This window comes from Citrobacter sp. Cb080, from assembly GCF_030334745.1.
Taxonomy (GTDB): Bacteria; Pseudomonadota; Gammaproteobacteria; order Enterobacterales; family Enterobacteriaceae; genus Citrobacter; species Citrobacter braakii.
Genome location: NZ_JAOWDG010000078.1, coordinates 64,845 through 87,671, shown reverse-complemented (window position 1 = coordinate 87,671; position 22,827 = coordinate 64,845). Strand labels below are relative to the sequence as shown.

Below are 22,827 nucleotides of genomic sequence, written 5' to 3'. Positions count from 1 at the left end.
CGGTAGTTCAGTTGGTTAGAATACCTGCCTGTCACGCAGGGGGTCGCGGGTTCGAGTCCCGTCCGTTCCGCCACTTATTAGAAAATTAAGCCTGCTACCAAGCAGGCTTAATGATAAGAAAATTTAGGGGCGTAGCTCAGTTGGTAGAGCACCGGTCTCCAAAACCGGGTGTCGCGAGTTCGAGTCTCTCCGCCCCTGCCAGAAACAATCCTTAGCATTTTTGCTAAGGATTTTTTTTTACCTGCAATTTGAATTATGCCTTCCTGCTGTTTTACTCCCGGCATCCTTGCCTATATTTTCTTTAATTTTCCAGAATATCTGTTCTCAGCAGATCGCAAATTAGTCCATTTTTATCGCTGTTTTGCAGCCAAACTGCATATAAAGGACGTGAAAGCGTTGTACTGTCGGTAACCGTATGGAGATCGCTTTTGATTTTGGCCCAGTTGACGGGAAGCCAGCTAAAGCCCTTAATCACTGAAAGTTGCTGCCTGGCCAATTCTGCCGAACTGGTGGTGAGTACCGGCACTTCATCTCCCGCTATTAGTCCCGCTTCGTGTTGTTGAAAATCGGGTCCCCATTCCAGGCGTAAATAATTCAGCTCATCTTTGGTTTGCGAAGGAGAGCTGCAATAGAGCGCCAGCGTGAAATATCCCAACAGTTGGCTGCTAAATTCGTCCATTTTGGGTGTTTCGGTAGTAATCAGTAGATCAAGCTGTCGTTCATGAAGCTGTTTTACTAACGATTGGCGTTGAGCGATCCTCGCTTCAAACTGCAGGCTGGATTGTGGCTCCTGAGATTGATACAAACGCTTCAACCAGTCATTAAGCATGCACTCCCAGAGAGATGCGCTGGCACCGATAGAAAACTCGTTATGCCGCGAGGTATTCGCGACTTCCTTACGTGCTGCCTGCCACGTATTCATCAACGTTTCGGCGTAAGGCAATAATTTTTCACCTGCAGCGGTTAAACGGATATTGTTTCTGTGTCGGGTGAACAGGTTTACACCCAATTGATTTTCCAGTTGTCTGATCCGGAAACTAACCGCTGATTGGGTCAGGTAGAGCGCTTCAGCAGCCCTGCCAAAGTGGCGTGTCCGGCTAACTTCCAGGAAAGTTTTTAACAATTCCGTATCCACAACTCGCTCCATAAAATTATTTGTCGTTATGATTTAAATCTTTTGTTTGACGCTCTGTCAAGCGTAACTAATACTCCGCGCCATAAATAGCTCGGCCAAAGAATTAGGAGCGTGCAGGATGGCGGAAAGCTTTACGACGACTAATCGATATTTCGATAATAAATATTATCCCCGCGGATTCTCCCGTCATGGTGATTTCACCATTAAAGAAGCACAACTGCTTGAGCGTCACGGTTATGCTTTCAACGAGCTGGATCTGGGCAAGCGTGAGCCGGTAACTGAAGAAGAAAAACTGTTTGTTGCGGTATGCCGTGGTGAACGTGAGCCGGTTACCGAAGCTGAACGTGTGTGGTCTAAATACATGACGCGTATTAAGCGTCCAAAACGTTTCCACACCTTATCGGGTGGGAAACCTCAGGTGGAAGGCGCAGAAGACTACACCGAATCTGATGATTAATAAAAAAAGGGCGAAAGCCCTTTTTTTATGTCAGTAATTTCTGCAGATGAATGAGTAACCTGTCTATCGCTCGGTACCCAACGGCCTCCTGTAAATGCTGGCGAGAGATGTGATCACATTGTTCGATATCCGCAATCGTTCGAGCGACCTTAATCAGGCGCAGCCAGGCGCGGATAGACAATCCGAGATGCGCGAGCGTTTCTTCAAGCCACTGTGCATCGTCGCTACGCAGTAGGCAGTATTTATGGATATCCTGACTGTCCAGATGTGCGTTTAACTTATTTTGCCGCTGATACTGACGCTCTCGCGCTGCCATAACACGTTGCTTCACCGTTGCGCTATTTTCCCCTTTCATCGCGTTCTGGCTGAGTATACCGGGCGGCGGTAAGGGAATTTCGAGGGAGAGGTCGAAGCGGTCAAGAAATGGACCTGACAATCGATTTAGGTAGCGCAGCGTCTGTTCTGGGGTACAGCGGTTATGGTTCCCCTGATAATGGCCCGTCGGGCTTGGATTCATCGCAGCTATGAGTTGAAAGCGTGCGGGATAGGTTATTTTTGCTCTGGTGCGGGATAGATGGATCTGCCCGGACTCGATGGGTTCGCGCAGTGCATCCAGCGTGCGCCGCTCAAACTCGGGTAGTTCATCCAGAAACAGTATGCCGTTGTGCGCCAAAGAGATCTCTCCTGGCGCAGGAATAGAGCCTCCACCGACCATGGCGGTTAATGAAGCACTGTGATGTGGTGAGCGAAAAGGGCGCTGCTTCCACTGTTTTTGTATCGTGTCGGAATGGATCAGACTGAGTATCGCGGCACTTTCCAGCGCTTCATTGTTGCTAAGTGGAGGGAGTAGCCCTCTGAGTCGACTGGCTAGCATAGTCTTTCCCGTACCCGGCGGGCCGATGAGCAAGAGATTGTGGCCGCCTGCTGCGGTAAGCTCCAGCCCGCGTTTACCCTGTTCCTGGCCGATAACATCACTCAGATCATCAGCTAATGCGTTAGGCGTAAAATCTGCGGATGATGGCCTGTCTAAATCATGCTTACCTTCGAGAAATGCGCATACGGTCTGCAGGTGATCGGCGATCAGGCACCCTTCGCCGTGTATCAGTCCAACTTCAGCGGCATTCTCTTTTGCGACAATAATTCGCCTGCCTGCACGAATGGCCTCGGTTGCGCTTGATATCGCGCCGGGAACGCCGCGTAGCGCGCCTGTAAGCGCTAATTCACCTACCAGCTCGTAGGTGTCGAGATTGTGGGGTGTAAGCTGCTCAGAAGCGGCCAGAAGCGCAACAGCGATAGGTAAATCATATCGCCCCCCTTCTTTCGGGAGATCGGCCGGAGCGAGGTTTATAGTTATTTTCTTTGCCGGGAATTCATAACCGCTATTAATAATCGCACTGCGTACCCGATCGCGAGCCTCTTTCACCGTCGTTTCGGGCAGCCCCACCATGGTTAAACCAGGCAGGCCGTTGCTGATATGTACCTCGATGGTAATGGCTGGCGCATTCACGCCTAGCGCGGCGCGTGTGTGAACAATCGATAGTGACATAATTCCTCCTGATAAAAGTATTATGTCGTAATACATCGCGGCAAGATTTCATATAATTACGGTTTTTAGATGCTGATTCCCGTATTTTTGCGCAACGTATAACTGCTTGCATTAAGCCTGGAATGACGCCCGCAAATGCTTTTGAATGGTGTTTGTATTGGGGATCGGGTTACCGAGGATCGCCTGAAGCGTGAAATATTTTCATTTTTGATTTTTTTGTATAAAAAACAACGGTATTTATCTAAACCGTTAACGACGTCAGAAAAACGAATAAAAAAATATCTTGTGTCATTTGCAAATTCTATGGTAACTCTTTAGGTATTCCTTCGAACAAGATGCAAGAAAATACAAAAATGACAGCCCTTCTACGAGTGATTAGCCTGGTCGTGATTAGCGTGGTGGTGATTATTATCCCACCGTGCGGGGCTGCACTTGGACGAGGAAAGGCTTAGAAAACAAGCCTTAACGAACTAAGACCCCCGCACCGAAAGGTCCGGGGTTTTTTTTTGACCTTAAAAACATACACGAGGAGCAGAAAGTGAACGGTAGCATAAAATTCTGTTTCTCAAGATTTACGGCGGGGATGTAACTATGAATGGGGCACAGTGGGTGGTACATGCGTTGCGTGCACAAGGGGTTCAAACCGTCTTTGGTTATCCTGGTGGCGCAATTATGCCGGTTTACGATGCGTTGTATGACGGCGGCGTAGAGCACCTGTTGTGCCGACACGAGCAGGGTGCGGCAATGGCGGCGATTGGCTATGCCCGTGCGACCGGTAAAACCGGCGTTTGTATCGCTACCTCCGGCCCTGGCGCAACCAACCTGATCACGGGCCTTGCCGATGCGCTGTTAGATTCTGTTCCAGTGGTGGCGATCACCGGTCAGGTGGCATCACCTTTCATCGGAACAGATGCGTTCCAGGAAGTGGACGTGCTGGGGATGTCTCTGTCCTGCACCAAACACAGCTTCCTGGTACAGTCACTCGAAGAGCTGCCGCGTATCATGGCTGAGGCTTTCGCCGTGGCGAATTCCGGTCGTCCGGGTCCGGTTCTGGTTGATATCCCGAAAGACATCTAATTAGCCAGCGGTACGCTGGAGCCATATTTTACGACCGTCGAAAACGTAGAGACGTTTCCGCACGCTGACGTTGAGCAGGCACGTAAAATGCTGGCGCAGGCGCAAAAGCCCATCCTGTACGTAGGTGGTGGCGTAGGTATGGCGCAGGCGGTCCCGGCCCTGCGTGAATTTATCGCGATAACCCAAATGCCGGTCGCCTGCACGCTGAAAGGTCTGGGCGCAGTAGATGCTGACTACCCGTACTATTTGGGCATGTTGGGAATGCACGGTACTAAAGCCGCGAATTTCGCGGTGCAAGAGTGCGATTTACTGATTGCGGTTGGCGCACGTTTTGATGACCGGGTGACTGGCAAGCTGAATACCTTCGCACCGAACGCCAGCGTAATCCACATGGATATCGACCCAGCGGAAATGAACAAACTGCGCCAGGCACACGTGGCGCTGCAGGGGGATTTAAATTCTCTGCTGCCAGCATTACAGCAATTGATGAAGATTGACGAATGGCGTCAGCACAGCGCTGAACTGCGCGCAGAACATACCTGGCGCTACGACCATCCGGGGGAAGCTATCTATGCGCCACTGTTGTTAAAGCAGTTATCCGATCGCAAACCTGCGGATAGCGTAGTGACAACGGATGTTGGCCAGCATCAGATGTGGTCGGCACAGCATATGACCTACACTCGCCCTGAAAATTTCATCACGTCGAGCGGTCTGGGGACGATGGGCTTTGGCCTGCCAGCAGCGGTTGGCGCGCAGGTTGCTCGCCCGAATGATACGGTAATCTGTATCTCCGGTGACGGTTCCTTCATGATGAATGTACAGGAATTGGGCACCGTAAAACGCAAACAGTTGCCGCTGAAGATAGTTTTACTCGACAACCAGCGGTTAGGCATGGTGCGACAATGGCAGCAGCTGTTTTTCCAGGAACGTTATAGCGAAACCACCCTTACCGATAACCCCGATTTCCTCATGTTGGCCAGAGCCTTCGGCATTCCTGGTCAACACATCACCCGTAAAGACCAGGTTGAAGCGGCACTCGACACCATGCTGAGCAGCGAGGGGCCATACTTGCTTCATGTCTCAATCGACGAACTTGAGAATGTCTGGCCTCTGGTGCCACCTGGCGCCAGTAACTCAGAAATGCTGGAGAAATTATCATGATGCAACATCAGGTCGCCGTTGAGGCTCGTTTCAATCCGGAAACGTTAGAACGTGTTTTACGCGTGGTACGCCATCGTGGTTTTCAGGTGTGCTCCATGAATATGGAAGCCGCCAGCGATGCGCAGAATATAAATATCGAATTGACCGTTGCCAGTCCCCGGTCGGTCGACTTACTGTTTAGTCAGTTAAGTAAACTGGTAGATGTTGCACATGTTGCTATCTGCCAGAGCACAACCACATCACAACAAATCCGCGCCTGAGCGCAAAAGGAAGAAAAATGACGACGAAAAAAGCTGATTACATTTGGTCTAATGGCGAGATGATTCGTTGGGAAGACGCGAAGGTCCACGTGATGTCCCACGCGCTGCACTACGGTACTTCTGTATTTGAAGGGATCCGTTGCTACGATTCTCACAAAGGGCCGGTAGTGTTCCGTCATCGCGAACATATGCAGCGTCTGCGTGATTCAGCCAAGATCTATCGTTTTCCCGTTTCTCAGAGCGTTGATGAGCTGATGGAAGCTTGCCGTGAGGTGATTCGTAAAAACAACCTGACCAGCGCCTATATCCGTCCGCTGGTGTTTGTTGGCGACGTAGGGATGGGCGTTAACCCGCCTGCGGGATACACCACTGATGTGATAATCGCCGCGTTCCCATGGGGGGCTTACCTCGGTGCTGAAGCGCTGGAGCAGGGGATCGACGCGATGGTTTCTTCCTGGAACCGCGTTGCGCCGAACACGATTCCTACCGCTGCTAAAGCAGGTGGTAACTATCTGTCTTCGCTGCTGGTGGGTAGTGAAGCGCGTCGTCATGGCTACCAGGAAGGCATTGCGCTGGATGTGAATGGCTACATCTCCGAAGGCGCGGGCGAAAACCTGTTTGAAGTAAAAGACGGCATTCTGTTTACCCCGCCGTTTACCTCTTCCGCGCTGCCGGGTATCACCCGTGACGCGATCATTAAGCTGGCGAAAGATCTTGATATCGAAGTGCGTGAGCAGGTGCTGTCTCGTGAATCGCTGTACCTGGCCGACGAAGTGTTCATGTCCGGTACCGCGGCCGAAATCACCCCAGTACGCAGCGTCGATGGTATTCAGGTGGGCGAAGGCCGCTGCGGTCCGGTCACCAAACGCATCCAGCAGGCTTTCTTTGGCCTCTTCACCGGTGAAACGGAAGATAAATACGGCTGGTTGGATTCAGTAAATCAATAACAAAATTAATATTACCCCAAAATAGTTCACGTTGCAGGAAGATGGCAACGCAGCGAGCCCCAGGAGCTTACTTTAGTAGGTGACTGGGGGGAGCGAGGCAGCCCTCAGTTGCGGCGTGAAATATGCAGGGGAAAGACAGACGGGAGTTAATCAAGCATGCCTAAGTATCGTTCTGCTACCACCACCCACGGCCGCAATATGGCGGGTGCCCGCGCACTGTGGCGCGCCACCGGGATGACCGATGATGACTTCGGTAAACCGATTATCGCTGTGGTGAACTCCTTTACCCAGTTTGTGCCGGGCCACGTCCACCTGCGCGATCTCGGTAAGCTGGTTGCCGAACAAATCGAAGTCTCAGGCGGTGTGGCGAAAGAGTTCAACACCATCGCCGTGGATGATGGTATCGCCATGGGTCATGGCGGCATGCTTTATTCACTGCCGTCGCGTGAGCTGATCGCCGATTCAGTGGAATATATGGTTAACGCCCATTGCGCCGATGCGATGGTCTGCATCTCTAACTGCGATAAAATCACCCCCGGGATGTTAATGGCCTCTCTGCGGCTGAATATTCCGGTGATCTTTGTTTCCGGCGGCCCAATGGAAGCCGGGAAAACCAAGCTCTCTGACCAAATCATCAAGCTTGATCTGGTTGATGCGATGATTCAGGGGGCAGACCCGAAAGTCTCCGACTCGCAGAGCGAGCAGGTTGAACGTTCGGCCTGTCCGACCTGCGGCTCGTGCTCCGGGATGTTCACCGCCAACTCGATGAACTGTCTGACCGAAGCGCTGGGTCTGTCGCAGCCGGGTAACGGTTCGCTGTTGGCGACTCACGCCGACCGTAAAGAGCTGTTTCTCAACGCAGGTAAACGCATCGTTGAGCTGACCAAACGCTACTACGAGCAGGATGACGCTTCAGCCCTGCCGCGCAACATTGCCAGCAAGGCGGCGTTTGAGAACGCCATGACGCTGGATATCGCGATGGGCGGTTCCACCAACACCGTTCTGCACCTGCTGGCGGCCGCGCAGGAAGCGGAAATCGACTTCACCATGAGTGATATTGATAAGTTGTCCCGCAAAGTCCCGCAGCTGTGTAAAGTTGCGCCGAGTACGCAGAAATACCATATGGAAGACGTGCACCGCGCGGGCGGCGTACTGGGCATTTTAGGCGAGCTGGATCGCGCCGGTCTACTGAACCGCGACGTGAAAAATGTGCTGGGACTGACTCTGCCGCAAACGCTCGATAGTTATGACGTTATGCTGACCAAAGACGATGCGGTGAAAAAAATGTTCCGCGCAGGTCCGGCTGGCATCCGTACCACCCAGGCGTTCTCGCAGGATTGTCGTTGGGACACCCTGGATGATGACCGCGCAGAAGGTTGCATTCGCTCGTTGGAACATGCTTACAGCAAAGACGGCGGCCTGGCAGTCCTGTACGGTAACTTCGCGGAAAACGGCTGTATCGTAAAAACCGCTGGTGTGGATGACAGCATCCTGAAATTCACCGGCCCGGCCAAAGTGTATGAAAGCCAGGACGATGCGGTTGAAGCTATCCTCGGCGGTAAAGTGGTTGCCGGCGACGTGGTGGTGATTCGCTACGAAGGGCCGAAGGGCGGGCCAGGCATGCAGGAAATGCTCTACCCAACCACCTTCCTGAAATCGATGGGTCTCGGTAAGGCCTGCGCGCTGATTACCGACGGTCGTTTCTCTGGCGGTACTTCGGGGCTTTCCATTGGTCACGTTTCTCCTGAAGCGGCCAGCGGCGGTAATATCGCAATTATCGAAGATGGCGACATGATTGCTATCGATATCCCGAATCGTGGCATTCAACTGCAACTGAGCGATGCGGAAATCGCTGCGCGCCGTGAAGCGCAAGAAGCTCGTGGTGACAAAGCCTGGACGCCAAAAGATCGTCAGCGTCAGGTCTCCTTTGCGCTGCGCGCTTACGCCAGCCTGGCAACCAGCGCCGACAAAGGTGCGGTGCGCGATAAGTCGAAACTAGGGGGATAATGACCATGGCGGATTCTCAACCCCTCTCCGGCGCTCCAGAAGGCGCCGAGTATCTCAGAGCAGTGCTGCGTGCGCCGGTATACGAAGCGGCGCAGGTCACACCGCTACAAAAAATGGAAAAACTATCTTCGCGCCTCGATAACGTGATTCTGGTGAAGCGCGAAGACCGTCAACCCGTTCACAGCTTCAAGCTGCGCGGTGCCTATGCCATGATGGCCGGTCTGACCGAAGAGCAAAAAGCGCATGGGGTAATCACCGCATCGGCAGGTAATCATGCTCAGGGCGTAGCTTTCTCTTCTGCGCGATTAGGTGTGAAGGCGCTGATTGTCATGCCTACGGCTACCGCTGATATCAAAGTCGATGCCGTTCGCGGTTTCGGTGGTGAAGTACTGTTACACGGCGCGAATTTTGATGAAGCCAAAGCCAAAGCGATTGAGCTGTCGCAGCAGCAGGGTTTTACCTGGGTTCCTCCGTTCGACCATCCGATGGTGATTGCCGGGCAGGGCACGCTGGCACTGGAGTTATTGCAGCAGGATGCCCACCTTGATCGTGTATTCGTGCCGGTGGGCGGTGGCGGATTAGCGGCAGGCGTGGCGGTGCTGATCAAACAACTGATGCCGCAGATCAAAGTGATTGCCGTTGAAGCTGAAGACTCAGCCTGCCTGAAAGCGGCGCTGGATGCCGGTCAACCGGTCGATCTTCCACGTGTTGGCCTCTTTGCTGAAGGCGTGGCGGTGAAACGTATCGGCGACGAAACCTTCCGTTTGTGCCAGGAGTATCTCGACGACATCATCACTGTCGATAGCGACGCTATCTGCGCGGCAATGAAAGATCTGTTCGAGGATGTGCGCGCGGTGGCGGAACCTTCCGGTGCGCTGGCGCTGGCGGGGATGAAAAAGTACATTGCCCAGCACAACATTCGCGGCGAACGTCTGGCGCATATCCTTTCCGGCGCTAACGTTAACTTCCATGGCCTACGTTATGTTTCCGAACGTTGCGAGCTGGGCGAACAGCGCGAAGCGTTGCTGGCAGTAACTATTCCGGAAGAAAAGGGCAGCTTCCTGAAGTTTTGCCAGCTGTTGGGAGGACGCTCGGTTACCGAGTTTAACTACCGATTTGCTGATGCGAAAGACGCCTGTATTTTTGTTGGCGTCCGTCTGAGCCGTGGGCTGGAAGAGCGTAAGGAAATCCTCCAGTTGCTTAACGAGGGCGGCTACAGCGTGGTGGATTTGTCCGACGACGAAATGGCGAAGCTGCACGTGCGCTACATGGTCGGTGGGCGCCCGTCGAAACCCTTGCAGGAGCGGCTGTACAGCTTCGAATTCCCGGAATCTCCGGGGGCGTTGCTCAAATTCCTGCATACCCTGGGGACGCACTGGAATATTTCGTTGTTCCACTATCGTAGTCACGGAACCGATTATGGTCGCGTACTGGCGGCGTTTGAGTTGGGTGAGCACGAACCTGATTTCGAAACGCGACTGAACGAACTGGGTTATGACTGTCATGATGAAACGCATAACCCGGCGTTCAGGTTCTTCCTGGCGGGTTAGCGGTAGCCATTAAAAAAGGGTTCATGTAAAAACATGAACCCTTTTTGCAACTGTATCAGCAGATTACAGCGTGATGACTTCGAATTCGACTTCGGTGTTTACATCCGCATCGTAATCCACTTCGTCGAGACCAAAACCGAACAGATTCAGGAATTCCTGCTTATATCCTGCATAGTCCGTTTTTTGCGCCAGGTTTTCGGTGGTGATCAGCGGCCACAGATCGCGGCATGCCTGCTGAATGTCTTCACGCAGTTCCCAGTCATCCATACGGATACGCTGGTTGTCATCAAGCACCACTTTATCGCCGTACAGGCTGGTGGTCATCAGACGGTTGATCTGCTCGATGCAGCCTTCATGAATGCCTTGTTCTTTCATCAGCTTGAAGACCATGGAGATGTACAGCGGCATCACCGGAATAGCAGAAGAAGCCTGCGTGATAACGGATTTCAGTACAGCAACGTTAGCGGAACCGTTCAGCGGAGCCAGTTGATTACGCAGCGCGCCTGCCGCGCGGTCGAGATCTTCTTTTGCTTTGCCCAGCGCGCCGTGCCAGTAGATTGGCCAGGTCAGGTCGGTACCGATGTAGGAGTAGGCAACGGTTTTCACGCCGTCAGCCAGCACGCCTGCTTCGCTCAGCGCGCCCATCCACAGTTCCCAGTCTTCGCCGCCCATAACGGTGACGGTGTTCTGAACTTCTTCTTCGGTTGCAGGCTCAATGCTGGCGGTTATGATCTGATCTTTGTTGGTATCGATCGCTTTAGAGGTATAAACCTCACCGATTGGCTTCAGCGCAGAACGGACGATTTCACCGGTTTTCGGCATTTTACGTACCGGAGATGCCAGTGAGTAAACCACCAGGTCAATCTGACCCAGGTCTTCTTTGATCAGTTTGATAACTTCGTCGCGACACTCGTCGGAGAACGCGTCGCCGTTGATGCTTTTGGAATACAGACCTTCACGTTTTGCGGCCTCATCGAAGGCTGCAGAGTTATACCAGCCCGCGGAACCTGGCTTGGTTTCCGTGCCTGGTTTTTCGAAAAATACGCCGATAGTGGCGGCTCCGCTGCCAAACGCGGCGGAAATTCTGGAAGCAAGGCCGTAACCGGTGGAAGCACCGATGACCAGCACACGGGAAGGGCCGTTAGCGATTTTCCCGTTTTTCTTCACATAATCGATCTGTTTTTCCACATTGACTTTGCAGCCAGTCGGATGGGTCGTTGTACAGATGAATCCACGAATTTTTGGTTTGATTATCATAATGATGGCTAATTAAGTTTGTATTTTCGCTGTCAAGTGCGCAATGACACCGTCTGTTCTGGCTTGCTAAACGTGATGGTTAACAAGCCCCCCACATCTATTATGGCACGGGATATTATACAGAAAAGGAGTGCCAATACTGAATCTACCACTGATTTTAGGCCTGATGCTGGCGCTACTCGGCGGATTTACGCTCCAGAACAATCTTCCAGAACGCGTCGATTAGCGGCTCATGCAGCCGTTTTTTCGGCGCGCAGACACCCAGCTCGAACGGCGTTTTTTCGTCGCTGCGTTCTAAAATCATCACGCGATTCCGTACCGGCTCCGGGCTGTTTTCCAGCACCACTTCCGGCAGCAGCGCCACGCCGCAGCCCAGCGCCACCATCGAGACCATCGCTTCGTGCCCCCCGACCGTGGCGTAAATCGATGGGTTGCTGATTTTGTGACGGCGGAACCACAACTCGATGCGGCGGCGTACCGGCCCCTGGTCGGCCATGATAAACGGCACCGTCGACCAGTCTGGTTTATCGACCGAAACCTGATTCCGTACCGGGCAAGGCAATGCTGGTGCGATCAACACTACCGTTAAATTCTCCAGCATCGAGAATGCTACTGCGCCGGGCAGCGTCTCCGGCTTACCTGCTATTGCCAGATCGGCCTCTCCGGTGACCACTTTGTCCATTGCGTCAGCGGCATCGCCGGTGGTGAGCTTAATTTCAACCGAGGGGTGCTCGGCGCGAAAGCGGTCGAGAATTGGCGGCAGGTGGCTGTAGGCGGCGGTAACCGAGCAGAAGATATGCAGCTCGCCCGACAGCGACGGTCCCTGTTGATCGAGGGTGTGGCGCAATTGTTGATACTGCAACAGCGTCTGCTGGGCAAACACTCGCAGCTCTTCGCCTGCTTCGGTCAGCGTGACCGTACGGTTATCGCGCACAAACAGCGCCTGGCCGAGATCTTCTTCCAGCCGTTGGATCTGGCGTGAGAGTGTGGAGGGGCTGACGTGCATCGCCCGCGCACTGCGGCCAAAGTGGCGGCTTTCCGCCAGATGCAGGAACATTTTCAGATCGCGTAAATCCACGGACGAGCCTCCGATTTTCTACGTTGCAGATATTGCAATGTGATGTTGTGAATATATCAATTTCCGCAATAATTTTCCTGTTGTAATGTGGGTTCATTCTCGCTGAAACGCGAACCGAACAATAAGACAGTACAACATCACGAGGTATCACCATGGCTAACTACTTTAATACACTGAACCTGCGCCAGCAGCTGGCGCAGCTGGGCAAATGTCGCTTTATGGGTCGCGACGAATTCGCCGATGGCGCAAGCTACCTTCAGGGTAAAAAAGTGGTCATCGTCGGGTGCGGTGCTCAGGGGCTTAACCAAGGCCTGAACATGCGCGACTCCGGTCTGGATATCTCCTACGCCCTGCGTAAAGAAGCGATTGCTGAGAAGCGAGCTTCCTGGCGCAAAGCGACCGAAAATGGCTTCAAAGTAGGTACCTACGAAGAGCTGATCCCGCAGGCGGATCTGGTGGTTAACCTGACGCCGGACAAACAGCACTCCGACGTTGTACGTTCCGTACAGCCGCTGATGAAAGACGGCGCGGCGCTGGGCTACTCTCACGGTTTCAACATCGTCGAAGTGGGCGAGCAGATCCGTAAAGATATCACTGTGGTGATGGTTGCGCCGAAGTGTCCGGGTACCGAAGTGCGTGAAGAGTACAAACGTGGTTTTGGTGTTCCAACCCTGATCGCCGTTCACCCGGAAAACGATCCGAAAGGCGAAGGCATGGCGATTGCCAAAGCATGGGCTGCGGCCACTGGCGGTCACCGTGCAGGCGTGCTGGAATCGTCCTTCGTTGCGGAAGTGAAATCTGACCTGATGGGCGAGCAGACAATCCTGTGCGGTATGCTGCAGGCAGGCTCTCTGCTGTGCTTCGACAAGCTGGTGGAAGAGGGTACTGACCCGGCTTACGCCGAAAAACTGATTCAGTTTGGCTGGGAAACCATCACCGAAGCGCTGAAGCAGGGCGGTATCACCCTGATGATGGATCGTCTGTCTAACCCAGCGAAACTGCGTGCTTATGCGCTGTCCGAACAGCTGAAAGAGATCATGGCGCCACTGTTCCAGAAACACATGGATGACATCATCTCCGGCGAATTCTCTTCAGGTATGATGGCTGACTGGGCCAACGACGATAAGAAACTGCTGACCTGGCGTGAAGAGACCGGCAAAACCGCGTTCGAAACCGCGCCGCAGTTTGAAGGTAAAATTGGCGAGCAGGAGTACTTCGATAAAGGCGTGCTGATGATCGCGATGGTGAAGGCTGGCGTTGAGCTGGCGTTTGAAACCATGGTGGATTCCGGCATCATCGAAGAGTCTGCTTACTACGAATCACTGCACGAACTGCCGCTGATCGCGAACACCATCGCCCGTAAGCGCTTGTACGAAATGAACGTTGTCATTTCCGATACCGCAGAATACGGTAACTACCTGTTCTCTTACGCGTGTGTACCGCTGCTGAAAGAGTTCATGACCACCCTGCAAACCGGAGATCTGGGCAAAGCGATTGCCGAAGGTGCGGTAGACAACGCGCAGCTGCGCGACGTAAACGATGCTATTCGCGGCCATGCTATCGAGAAAGTTGGCCAGAAACTGCGTGGCTATATGACGGATATGAAACGTATTGCTGTAGCTGGCTAAGAGGCCGCCTTTCGGCAAAAAAAGCCCGGTGTTTTAACACACCGGGCTTTCTATTAGTTACGGTACAGCACTTTAATGATGTGGTAACCGAACTGAGTGTGCAGTGGGCCGGTTGGCTCCAGCACCGGGCAGGAGAACACCACTTTATCAAACGCCGGAACCATCTGGCCCTGACGGAATTCGCCTAAATCGCCGCCGCGTTTGCCCGACGGGCAGATAGAGTGTTTCTTCGCCAGTTTACCAAAATCGGCGCCATTTTTGATTTGTTCCAGAAGATCGAGAGCCAGTTTCTCTTCTTTAACAAGGATATGCACTGCTGATGCTGTTTTTGCCATGGTTTGCGCTCTGAGTTGAGTGATAAATCAGGGCGCAATAGTAGCATGTAATCCGTGGTCTTCGGCGATGGGCTATGACCGATCCCCCTGGCGTCACTTTCTGCTACAATCCACATCCCCGTGTTTACAGATTGAGCAATCCTCTATGCGTTTGAACCCCGGACAACAACAAGCCGTCGAATTCGTCACCGGACCTTGCCTGGTGCTGGCGGGAGCGGGTTCCGGTAAGACGCGTGTTATCACTAACAAAATCGCACATCTGATCCGTGAATGTGGCTATCAGGCACGACATATTGCGGCAGTAACCTTTACCAATAAGGCTGCGCGCGAGATGAAAGAGCGTGTGGCGCAAACGTTGGGTCGTAAAGAAGCGCGCGGGTTGATGATCTCTACTTTCCACACTCTGGGACTGGATGTCATTAAGCGTGAATACGCCGCGCTGGGGATGAAGTCGAACTTCTCGTTGTTTGATGATACTGACCAGGTGGCCCTGCTTAAGGAATTGACAGAAGGGCTAATTGAAGACGATAAGCTTATCCTTCAACAATTGATTTCAACGATCTCCAACTGGAAAAACGATCTGATGACCCCAGCGCAGGCGGCAGCCAGTGCAAAGGGTGAACGCGATCGTATTTTTGCCCACTGCTATGGTCTGTATGACGCGCATATGAAGGCGTGTAACGTCCTTGATTTTGACGATCTGATCCTGCTCCCCACGCTGCTGTTGCAGCGCAATGAAGAAGTACGTGAGCGTTGGCAAAATCGAATCCGCTACCTGCTGGTGGATGAATATCAGGATACCAACACCAGCCAGTACGAGTTGGTGAAGTTGCTGGTGGGGAAACGCGCGCGCTTTACCGTCGTGGGTGATGACGATCAGTCGATCTACTCCTGGCGCGGTGCACGTCCGCAGAACCTGGTACTGTTAAGCAAAGATTTTCCGGCGCTGCAGGTGGTGAAGCTGGAGCAAAACTATCGCTCATCAGGGCGTATCCTGAAGGCGGCGAACATCCTTATTGCTAACAACCCACACGTCTTTGAAAAACGGCTCTTTTCTGAGCTGGGCTACGGCGCTGAGCTGAAGGTTTTGAGTGCGAATAATGAAGAGCACGAAGCAGAACGCGTGACCGGGGAACTGATAGCCCATCACTTTGTGAACAAGACGCAGTATAAAGACTACGCCATCCTGTATCGCGGTAATCATCAGTCGCGAGTGTTCGAAAAGTTTCTGATGCAGAACCGCATCCCGTACAAAATTTCCGGCGGGACGTCGTTCTTCTCGCGTCCGGAGATTAAAGATTTGCTGGCCTATCTGCGCGTGCTCAGCAACCCGGATGATGACAGTGCATTTTTGCGCATCGTAAACACCCCTAAGCGTGAAATCGGTCCGGCCACGCTGCAAAAGCTGGGGGAATGGGCGATGACGCGTAATAAAAGCCTGTTTACCGCTAGCTTTGATATGGGACTTAGCCAGACGCTAACCGGGCGCGGATATGATTCTCTGACCCGCTTTACGCACTGGCTGGGTGAAATTCAACGTCTGGCGGAGCGCGAGCCGGTTGCCGCCGTACGCGATCTGATCCACGGCATTGATTACGAATCCTGGCTGTATGAAACCTCGCCGAGCCCGAAAGCGGCCGAAATGCGTATGAAAAACGTCAACACGCTGTTCAGTTGGATGACGGAGATGCTGGAAGGTAGTGAGCTGGAAGAGCCAATGACCCTGACTCAGGTCGTTACCCGCTTTACCCTGCGCGACATGATGGAGCGCGGAGAGAGCGAAGAGGAGTTGGATCAGGTGCAGTTGATGACGCTGCATGCTTCAAAAGGACTGGAGTTCCCTTACGTATTTATGGTGGGAATGGAAGAAGGATTTTTGCCGCACCAGAGCAGCATTGATGAAGATAACATCGACGAAGAGCGTCGTCTGGCTTACGTCGGGATTACGCGTGCGCAGAAAGAACTTATCTTCACGCTGTGTAAAGAGCGCCGTCAGTACGGTGAACTGGTACGACCTGAACCGAGCCGTTTCCTGTTGGAACTACCACAAGATGACGTTATCTGGGAACAGGAGCGTAAAGTGGTGAGTGCCGAGGAGCGGATGCAAAAAGGGCAGGCCAGCATTGCTAACATTCGGGCAATGATGGCGAAAGCCAAAGAGAAATAGGTATTTTGTAGGCCGGATAAGCGTAAGCGCTATCCGGCAGCCAGCATCTAATGCACTTCCAGCGGCCAGTGGACATAGCTTTGCCACTGTATTTCCTGATCGATTAACTCTGTACCTAATGGATGATGTTCCAGCCAGCCTTCCGGTAGCGTTAACGTCAGATTCTCATCCTGAGCTTGCAGGGTGATATGTGGCACTAAATCGTCGCGACGGCGAGCGGCGAAAATGATCGCCAGGCGTAGCAAACGGCAAAGGTGCTCTGCGATGCGTGGTGGCACAGCGTTTTGCTGGTGGAGTGAAGAGAGATCGACCGGATTAGTTTGGTTGAGCAACAGCGTGGCTAACAGTTTTTTCTGCGCGGGAGTAAAGCCCGGGAGATCGAGATTACGTACCAGCCAGGCGGCATGCAGCGGCGCCTGCTTATACTCTACGCTCAGTCCTATTTCATGCAACTGACAGGCACTTTGCAGCAGTTCACGACTAATGGCTTCAAGATGCCACTCATCTTTCACCTGTTCGAGTAAATGTACAGCCAATTGCGTGACGCGATTCGCCTGATCGGTGTCGACCATAAATCGACGCTGAATATTACGCAGCGTACGGCTGCGAATGTCCTGATCAACTGGCAAGTGCAGCATGCCGTAGACCAGACCTTCGCGTAGTGCGCCGCCGGCCAGAGTCATGCATTGAATATTCAGTTCGGTGAAAATGGCGATTAGAATGGCCAGTCCGCTGGGAAAAACCAGTGCGCGTTCCAGCGTTAACCCTTCTATTTCCAGCTCTTCCAGACGACCACAATGAATGGCGCGCTGTTTAAGCTGCTGAAGCTTGGCCAACGTAATGCGCTCATCCATGCCTTGCGCCATCATGATTTCCTGTAACGCCTGGACGGTGCCAGAGGCACCAACGCAAACTTTCCAGCCATGAAAACGCAGTTTGTCGGCGACTGGGCGCAGAACTTCGCGAGCCGCTTTCTCTGCTTCGTCAAAGTTTTCCTGTGCCAGATTACGATTGGTGAAATACCTTTCGAGCCAGGTGACGCAGCCTATTGACAGGCTGAACAGAGAGGTGGTTTGCGCGCCGGAGCCGGTAACCAGTTCAGTGCTGGCACCGCCAATATCAACGACAAGACGCTGATCGGCACCGCCGGTGGTGTGGGCAACACCTTGATAAATCAGCCGCGCTTCTTCTTCGCCGCTGATGACCTGGACAGGACAGCCGAGGATCTCTTGCGCTTTGGCGATAAACTCATCGGCGTTTACCGCGATGCGTAATGTTGCCGTGGCGACCACGCGGATTTGCGGCTGAGGGATATCCTGCAGGCGTTCAGCAAACAGGCGCAGGCATTGCCAGCCGCGCTCCATAGCTTCAGCGGAAAGAACGTTGTCGCTGTTGAGGCCAGCGGCCAGACGCACCTTGCGTTTAATACGCGTGAGCGTCTGAATGCTTCCCGCCACCTCGCGTACAACCAGCATATGAAAACTATTCGAGCCTAAATCAATTGCGGCGTACAGCGAAGTGGTTGTGAGCATATCTAACGTTAACCTGAACGACGACGATTACGCGGAGCACCACCGGTACGGCGTGGGCCATTGCCTGTGCGCGGACGCGTTAAGCGTAACGGCTTCGGCAGATCGGTCATCAGTGCATCCGGGTTGTACTTGCTGACCGGGATCGAGTGACCGATATAGGTCTCGATTGCTGGTAAATTCAGCGCATATTCTTCACACGCCAGGCTGATAGAGTGACCGCTTGCTCCGGCGCGACCGGTACGACCGATACGGTGAACGTAATCTTCACAGTCATCCGGCAGGTCATAGTTAAATACGTGCGTTACGGCTGGGATATGCAGACCACGCGCGGCGACATCCGTCGCAACGAGAATGTCGAGATCGCCACGGGTGAACTCATCAAGGATACGCAGACGTTTTTTCTGCGCCACGTCACCGGTCAACAGACCGACGCGATGACCGTCAGCGGCAAGGCTACCCCAGATATCTTCACAACGATGCTTGGTGTTAGCAAAGACGATGGCGCGATCTGGCCACTCTTCTTCAATCAGCGTTTGCAGTAAACGCATTTTCTCTTCGTTGGAAGGATAGAAGAGCTCTTCTTTAATACGGTGACCTGTCTTCTGTTCCGGTTCGACTTCAACGTACTCGGCGTTATTCATCTGTTCGAACGCCAGTTCGCGAACGCGGTAAGAGAGGGTTGCAGAAAACAGCATGTTCAGACGTTGGGTGGTTGGCGGCATACGACGGAACAGCCAACGGATATCTTTGATAAAACCCAGATCGTACATACGATCGGCTTCATCCAGCACCACGACCTGAATCGCGCCCAGGTTAATGTGGTTCTGTTTTGCATAGTCGATGAGACGACCGGTCGTGCCGATAAGAATATCGACGCCGCTTTCCAGCACTTTCAGCTGTTTGTCATAACCGTCGCCGCCATAAGCCAGGCCTAATTTCAAACCGGTGGTCTGTGCCAGCGGCTCGGCGTCAGCGTGGATCTGCACGGCTAACTCACGCGTTGGCGCCATAATTAACGCACGCGGTTGGTTCACCTTGCGATCGGCAATCGCGGGATGAGAGAGAAGATAATGAAACGTTGACGTCAGGAACGCCATCGTTTTTCCGGTACCGGTTTGCGCCTGCCCTGCAACATCACGACCTGCCAGCGTTAGCGGCAGCGCGAGGGCCTGAATGGGCGTGCAGTTATGAAAGCCTTTATTTTCAAGGGCTTCTATCACCTTTGGGTGCAGGGCGAAGTCGGAAAACTTCTGTTCTGTTAAATGTGTTTTGCTCATAGTGTGGTAGAATATCAGCTTACTATTGCTTTACGAAAGCGTATCCGGTGAAATAAAGTCAACCTTTAGTTGGTTAATGCTACATCAACACGTCGTTGATTAAGAGTACACCAACGCACCAGGCTTATTCCTGTGGAGTTAATATGAGCGATAAAATTATTCACCTGACTGACGACAGTTTTGACACGGATGTACTCAAAGCGGACGGAGCTATCCTCGTTGATTTCTGGGCAGAGTGGTGCGGTCCGTGCAAAATGATCGCTCCAATTCTGGATGAAATCGCTGACGAATATCAGGGCAAATTGACGGTTGCTAAACTGAACATTGACCAAAACCCAGGCACCGCGCCGAAGTATGGTATCCGTGGCATCCCGACCCTGCTGCTGTTTAAAAACGGCGAAGTTGCGGCGACTAAAGTCGGCGCACTATCCAAAGGTCAGTTGAAAGAATTCCTCGACGCTAATTTAGCGTAAGGAAGTCTCATGATCGGGCGACCATACTTCGAAATGATTCGGATGACTGGACGCCCGACTTGAGTCGTGCTAAGTTAGTGTTGACTTCGTATTAAACATACCTTATTAAGTTTGAATCTAGTTATATCCAATACTTCCCGTTGTTTCTCGCGCGAGAAGTGGACAGATTCCTGGCTTGTCACTCAATCCGTCTTGTCGTTTCAGTTCTGCGTACTTTCCTGTGACCAGACAGCGAACAGACATGAGTTGATGGCCGTAAACAGGCATGGATGACCCTGCCATACCATTCACAACATTAAGTTCGAGATTTACCCCAAGTTTAAGAACTCACACCATTATGAATCTTACCGAATTAAAGAATACGCCGGTTTCTGAGCTGATCACTCTCGGCGAAAATATGGGCCTTGAAAACCTGGCTCGTATGCGCAAGCAGGACATTATTTTTGCCATCCTGAAGCAGCACGCAAAGAGTGGCGAAGATATCTTTGGTGACGGTGTGCTGGAGATATTGCAGGATGGATTTGGTTTCCTCCGCTCTGCAGACAGCTCCTACCTCGCCGGTCCTGATGACATCTACGTTTCTCCCAGCCAAATCCGCCGTTTCAACCTCCGCACTGGTGATACCATCTCTGGTAAGATTCGCCCGCCGAAAGAAGGTGAACGCTACTTTGCGCTGTTGAAAGTTAACGAAGTTAACTACGACAAACCAGAAAACGCCCGTAACAAAATCCTCTTTGAGAACTTAACACCGCTGCACGCAAACTCTCGTCTGCGTATGGAACGTGGTAACGGTTCTACTGAAGACTTAACGGCGCGTGTACTGGATCTGGCATCACCGATCGGTCGTGGCCAACGTGGTCTGATTGTTGCTCCGCCGAAAGCAGGTAAAACCATGCTGCTGCAGAACATCGCGCAGAGCATTGCTTATAACCATCCGGACTGCGTGCTGATGGTGCTGCTGATTGACGAACGTCCGGAAGAAGTTACCGAGATGCAGCGTCTGGTGAAAGGTGAAGTGGTTGCGTCTACCTTTGACGAACCAGCCTCCCGCCACGTTCAGGTTGCGGAAATGGTTATCGAGAAGGCGAAACGTCTGGTTGAACACAAGAAAGACGTTATCATTCTGCTCGATTCCATCACCCGTCTGGCGCGTGCTTACAACACCGTGGTTCCGGCTTCCGGTAAAGTTTTGACCGGTGGTGTTGATGCCAACGCCTTGCATCGTCCGAAGCGTTTCTTCGGTGCGGCGCGTAACGTGGAAGAGGGCGGTAGCCTGACCATCATCGCGACTGCGCTGATCGATACTGGCTCTAAAATGGATGAAGTTATCTACGAAGAGTTTAAAGGTACCGGCAACATGGAACTGCATCTCTCTCGTAAGATTGCTGAAAAACGCGTCTTCCCGGCTATCGACTACAACCGTTCCGGTACCCGTAAAGAAGAGCTGCTCACCACCCAGGAAGAGCTGCAGAAAATGTGGATCCTGCGCAAAATCATCCATCCGATGGGTGAAATTGATGCCATGGAATTCCTCATTAACAAGCTGGCGATGACCAAGACTAATGACGACTTCTTCGACATGATGAAGCGTTCGTAATTCAGGTCTCATCCGAAAACGCCACGTTTTTACGTGGCGTTTTGCTTTTGTGGCTGTAATCTTAACGACACAATAACGATAATACGGTATGAAGTACCAACAAGTAGAAAAAGATTCGTAATCTGTTTCTTGTGGTTGATAATTATACAAAACCATTGGGTATGAAGTTGGGTTTCCCTTCTGAATATAGGTCTTCGTGGTTATACTTCTGCTATTAATATTCTCTGAGAGCATGCATTGTGAATTTACTGACAGTAAGCACTGATCTCATCAGTATTTTCTTATTCACAACACTGTTTCTTTTCTTTGCCCGCAAGGTCGCAAAAAAGATTGGTTTAGTGGATAAACCCAACTTCCGTAAACGGCATCAGGGATTGATTCCGTTGGTTGGAGGGATTTCGGCTTACGCAGGTGTATGTTTTACGTTTGCCATTGCTGACTACTACATCCCGCATGCTTCTCTCTTTCTGGCCTGTGCTGGTGTATTAGTTTTGGTCGGCGCGTTAGACGATCGCTTTGATATCAGTGTAAAAATCCGTGCGATTATCCAGGCCGCGATCGGCATTATTATGATGTCGGTTGGCAAACTCTATCTTCTTAGCCTTGGGTATATTTTTGGCCCCTGGGAGATGGTGCTCGGTCCGTTCGGCTATTTACTCACACTGTTTGCCGTCTGGGCGGCAATAAACGCCTTCAATATGGTGGATGGGATTGATGGTCTGCTAGGTGGGTTGTCCAGCGTTTCATTTGCGGCGATGGGATTCATTTTGTGGTTTGATGGTCAGACGAGTCTGGCTATCTGGTGTTTTGCCATGATCGCCGCCATTCTGCCTTATATCCTGCTAAATCTGGGCATCCTTGGACGTCGCTATAAAGTTTTTATGGGTGACGCGGGCAGTACACTGATTGGCTTCATCATTATTTGGATCCTGCTGGAGACTACGCAGGGCAAAACTCACCCCATTAGCCCGGTAACTGCACTGTGGATTATTGCCATTCCATTGATGGATATGGTGGCAATCATGTACCGACGTTTGCGAAAAGGCATGAGCCCTTTCTCCGCGGATCGTCAACACATACATCATTTGGTGATGCGGGCAGGGTTTACTTCCCGACAAGCATTTGTTCTGATTACGCTGGCTGCGGCGGTACTGGCGTCTATCGGCGTGTTGGCTGAATATTTTCGCTTAGTCCCTGAATGGGCCATGTTGTTGCTTTTTTTACTGGCCTTTGGCCTCTACGGTTACTGTATCAAGCGTGCCTGGAAGGTAGCGAGATTTATCAAGCGAGTGAAGCGCAGATTGCGAAGAATTCGTGAAGGCAAACCAAACTTAACCAAGTAA

Annotated in this window: 19 protein-coding genes, 1 tRNA gene and 1 pseudogene; 14 read left to right on the top strand and 7 right to left on the bottom strand. The window is 52.3% G+C overall.

Annotation, left to right across the window (positions count from 1 at the left end):
• The first annotated feature begins 125 nt into the window (after nt 1-125).
• Nucleotides 126-201, top strand: a tRNA-Trp gene (locus OGV38_RS17605).
• Between the two features lie 100 nt (nt 202-301).
• Here OGV38_RS17605 and hdfR read toward each other — a convergent pair.
• Entirely contained in the window at nt 302-1,147 is an 846-nt protein-coding gene (gene hdfR, locus OGV38_RS17600; RefSeq protein WP_286474216.1) for an HTH-type transcriptional regulator HdfR, read from the bottom strand.
• A gap of 106 nt (nt 1,148-1,253) precedes the next feature.
• Here hdfR and maoP point away from each other — a divergent pair, with 106 nt between their 5' ends.
• Nucleotides 1,254-1,592, top strand: coding sequence for a macrodomain Ori organization protein MaoP (maoP, locus tag OGV38_RS17595; protein ID WP_003018025.1), 339 nt, complete (start codon nt 1,254-1,256; stop codon nt 1,590-1,592).
• Nucleotides 1,593-1,617: 25 nt separating this feature from the next.
• Here the strand turns inward: maoP and OGV38_RS17590 are convergent, their stop codons facing one another.
• Nucleotides 1,618-3,138, bottom strand: a complete 1,521-nt coding sequence (locus tag OGV38_RS17590; RefSeq protein WP_286474213.1) for a YifB family Mg chelatase-like AAA ATPase — start codon at nt 3,136-3,138, stop codon at nt 1,618-1,620.
• Between the two features lie 353 nt (nt 3,139-3,491).
• Here OGV38_RS17590 and ilvL point away from each other — a divergent pair, with 353 nt between their 5' ends.
• From ilvL to ilvA, 6 genes and pseudogenes are all read left to right on the top strand, one after another.
• Nucleotides 3,492-3,590 (top strand): ilv operon leader peptide, encoded by a 99-nt coding sequence (gene ilvL, locus OGV38_RS17585; protein WP_001311244.1) that lies wholly within the window; start codon nt 3,492-3,494, stop codon nt 3,588-3,590.
• 139 nt (nt 3,591-3,729) lie between these two features.
• Nucleotides 3,730-5,376, top strand: a pseudogene (gene ilvG / locus OGV38_RS17580) (acetolactate synthase 2 catalytic subunit).
• Nucleotides 5,373-5,636, top strand: coding sequence for an acetolactate synthase 2 small subunit (gene ilvM / locus OGV38_RS17575; RefSeq protein WP_003018017.1), 264 nt, complete (start codon nt 5,373-5,375; stop codon nt 5,634-5,636). Before ilvG ends, ilvM begins: the two are co-directional and overlap by 4 nt.
• A gap of 17 nt (nt 5,637-5,653) precedes the next feature.
• Nucleotides 5,654-6,583, top strand: a complete 930-nt coding sequence (locus OGV38_RS17570; RefSeq protein ID WP_003829030.1) for a branched-chain amino acid transaminase — start codon at nt 5,654-5,656, stop codon at nt 6,581-6,583.
• A gap of 156 nt (nt 6,584-6,739) precedes the next feature.
• On the top strand, nt 6,740-8,590 hold the full coding sequence (ilvD, locus tag OGV38_RS17565; protein WP_286474209.1) for a dihydroxy-acid dehydratase: 1,851 nt from the start codon (nt 6,740-6,742) through the stop codon (nt 8,588-8,590).
• Nucleotides 8,591-8,595: 5 nt separating this feature from the next.
• A complete protein-coding gene (ilvA, locus tag OGV38_RS17560) occupies nt 8,596-10,140 on the top strand; it encodes a threonine ammonia-lyase, biosynthetic (RefSeq protein ID WP_016157833.1) in 1,545 nt (514 codons plus the stop codon).
• A 63-nt stretch (nt 10,141-10,203) separates the two neighbouring features.
• On the opposite strand, the gene fabV is transcribed toward ilvA, so the two are convergent.
• Together fabV and ilvY are read right to left on the bottom strand one after the other, a co-directional pair.
• Nucleotides 10,204-11,397, bottom strand: a complete 1,194-nt coding sequence (fabV, locus tag OGV38_RS17555; protein WP_049270475.1) for an enoyl-ACP reductase FabV — start codon at nt 11,395-11,397, stop codon at nt 10,204-10,206.
• Between the two features lie 175 nt (nt 11,398-11,572).
• Entirely contained in the window at nt 11,573-12,475 is a 903-nt protein-coding gene (gene ilvY / locus OGV38_RS17550; protein WP_016155102.1) for an HTH-type transcriptional activator IlvY, read from the bottom strand.
• A gap of 152 nt (nt 12,476-12,627) precedes the next feature.
• On the opposite strand from ilvY, the gene ilvC reads away from it, so the two are divergent.
• Nucleotides 12,628-14,103 (top strand): ketol-acid reductoisomerase, encoded by a 1,476-nt coding sequence (ilvC, locus tag OGV38_RS17545; protein ID WP_016157835.1) that lies wholly within the window; start codon nt 12,628-12,630, stop codon nt 14,101-14,103.
• 53 nt (nt 14,104-14,156) lie between these two features.
• Here ilvC and ppiC read toward each other — a convergent pair whose 3' ends face one another.
• Nucleotides 14,157-14,438, bottom strand: coding sequence for a peptidylprolyl isomerase PpiC (ppiC, locus tag OGV38_RS17540; protein ID WP_016155104.1), 282 nt, complete (start codon nt 14,436-14,438; stop codon nt 14,157-14,159).
• Nucleotides 14,439-14,583: 145 nt separating this feature from the next.
• Between ppiC and rep the strand changes: the two genes are divergently transcribed.
• Nucleotides 14,584-16,605 carry a DNA helicase Rep gene (gene rep, locus OGV38_RS17535; RefSeq protein ID WP_016157836.1) on the top strand — a complete coding sequence of 674 codons (2,022 nt, stop codon included), beginning with the start codon at nt 14,584-14,586 and terminating at the stop codon, nt 16,603-16,605.
• Between the two features lie 47 nt (nt 16,606-16,652).
• On the opposite strand, the gene gppA is transcribed toward rep, so the two are convergent.
• Both gppA and rhlB read right to left on the bottom strand, forming a co-directional pair.
• Nucleotides 16,653-18,137: a guanosine-5'-triphosphate,3'-diphosphate diphosphatase gene (gppA, locus tag OGV38_RS17530; protein WP_286474206.1), complete on the bottom strand. Its 1,485-nt coding sequence runs from the start codon at nt 18,135-18,137 to the stop codon at nt 16,653-16,655.
• Between the two features lie 8 nt (nt 18,138-18,145).
• Nucleotides 18,146-19,414, bottom strand: a complete 1,269-nt coding sequence (gene rhlB / locus OGV38_RS17525) for an ATP-dependent RNA helicase RhlB (RefSeq protein ID WP_003829013.1) — start codon at nt 19,412-19,414, stop codon at nt 18,146-18,148.
• A gap of 143 nt (nt 19,415-19,557) precedes the next feature.
• Here rhlB and trxA point away from each other — a divergent pair, with 143 nt between their 5' ends.
• The 4 genes from trxA to wecA all read left to right on the top strand — a co-directional run bounded on the left by trxA (nt 19,558) and on the right by wecA (nt 22,827).
• Nucleotides 19,558-19,887, top strand: coding sequence for a thioredoxin TrxA (trxA, locus tag OGV38_RS17520; RefSeq protein WP_001280776.1), 330 nt, complete (start codon nt 19,558-19,560; stop codon nt 19,885-19,887).
• Between the two features lie 130 nt (nt 19,888-20,017).
• Entirely contained in the window at nt 20,018-20,137 is a 120-nt protein-coding gene (locus tag OGV38_RS17515) for a rho operon leader peptide (protein ID WP_049259789.1), read from the top strand.
• An 87-nt stretch (nt 20,138-20,224) separates the two neighbouring features.
• Nucleotides 20,225-21,484 (top strand): transcription termination factor Rho, encoded by a 1,260-nt coding sequence (rho, locus tag OGV38_RS17510; RefSeq protein ID WP_002437993.1) that lies wholly within the window; start codon nt 20,225-20,227, stop codon nt 21,482-21,484.
• A 239-nt stretch (nt 21,485-21,723) separates the two neighbouring features.
• Nucleotides 21,724-22,827, top strand: a complete 1,104-nt coding sequence (wecA, locus tag OGV38_RS17505) for a UDP-N-acetylglucosamine--undecaprenyl-phosphate N-acetylglucosaminephosphotransferase (protein WP_286474203.1) — start codon at nt 21,724-21,726, stop codon at nt 22,825-22,827.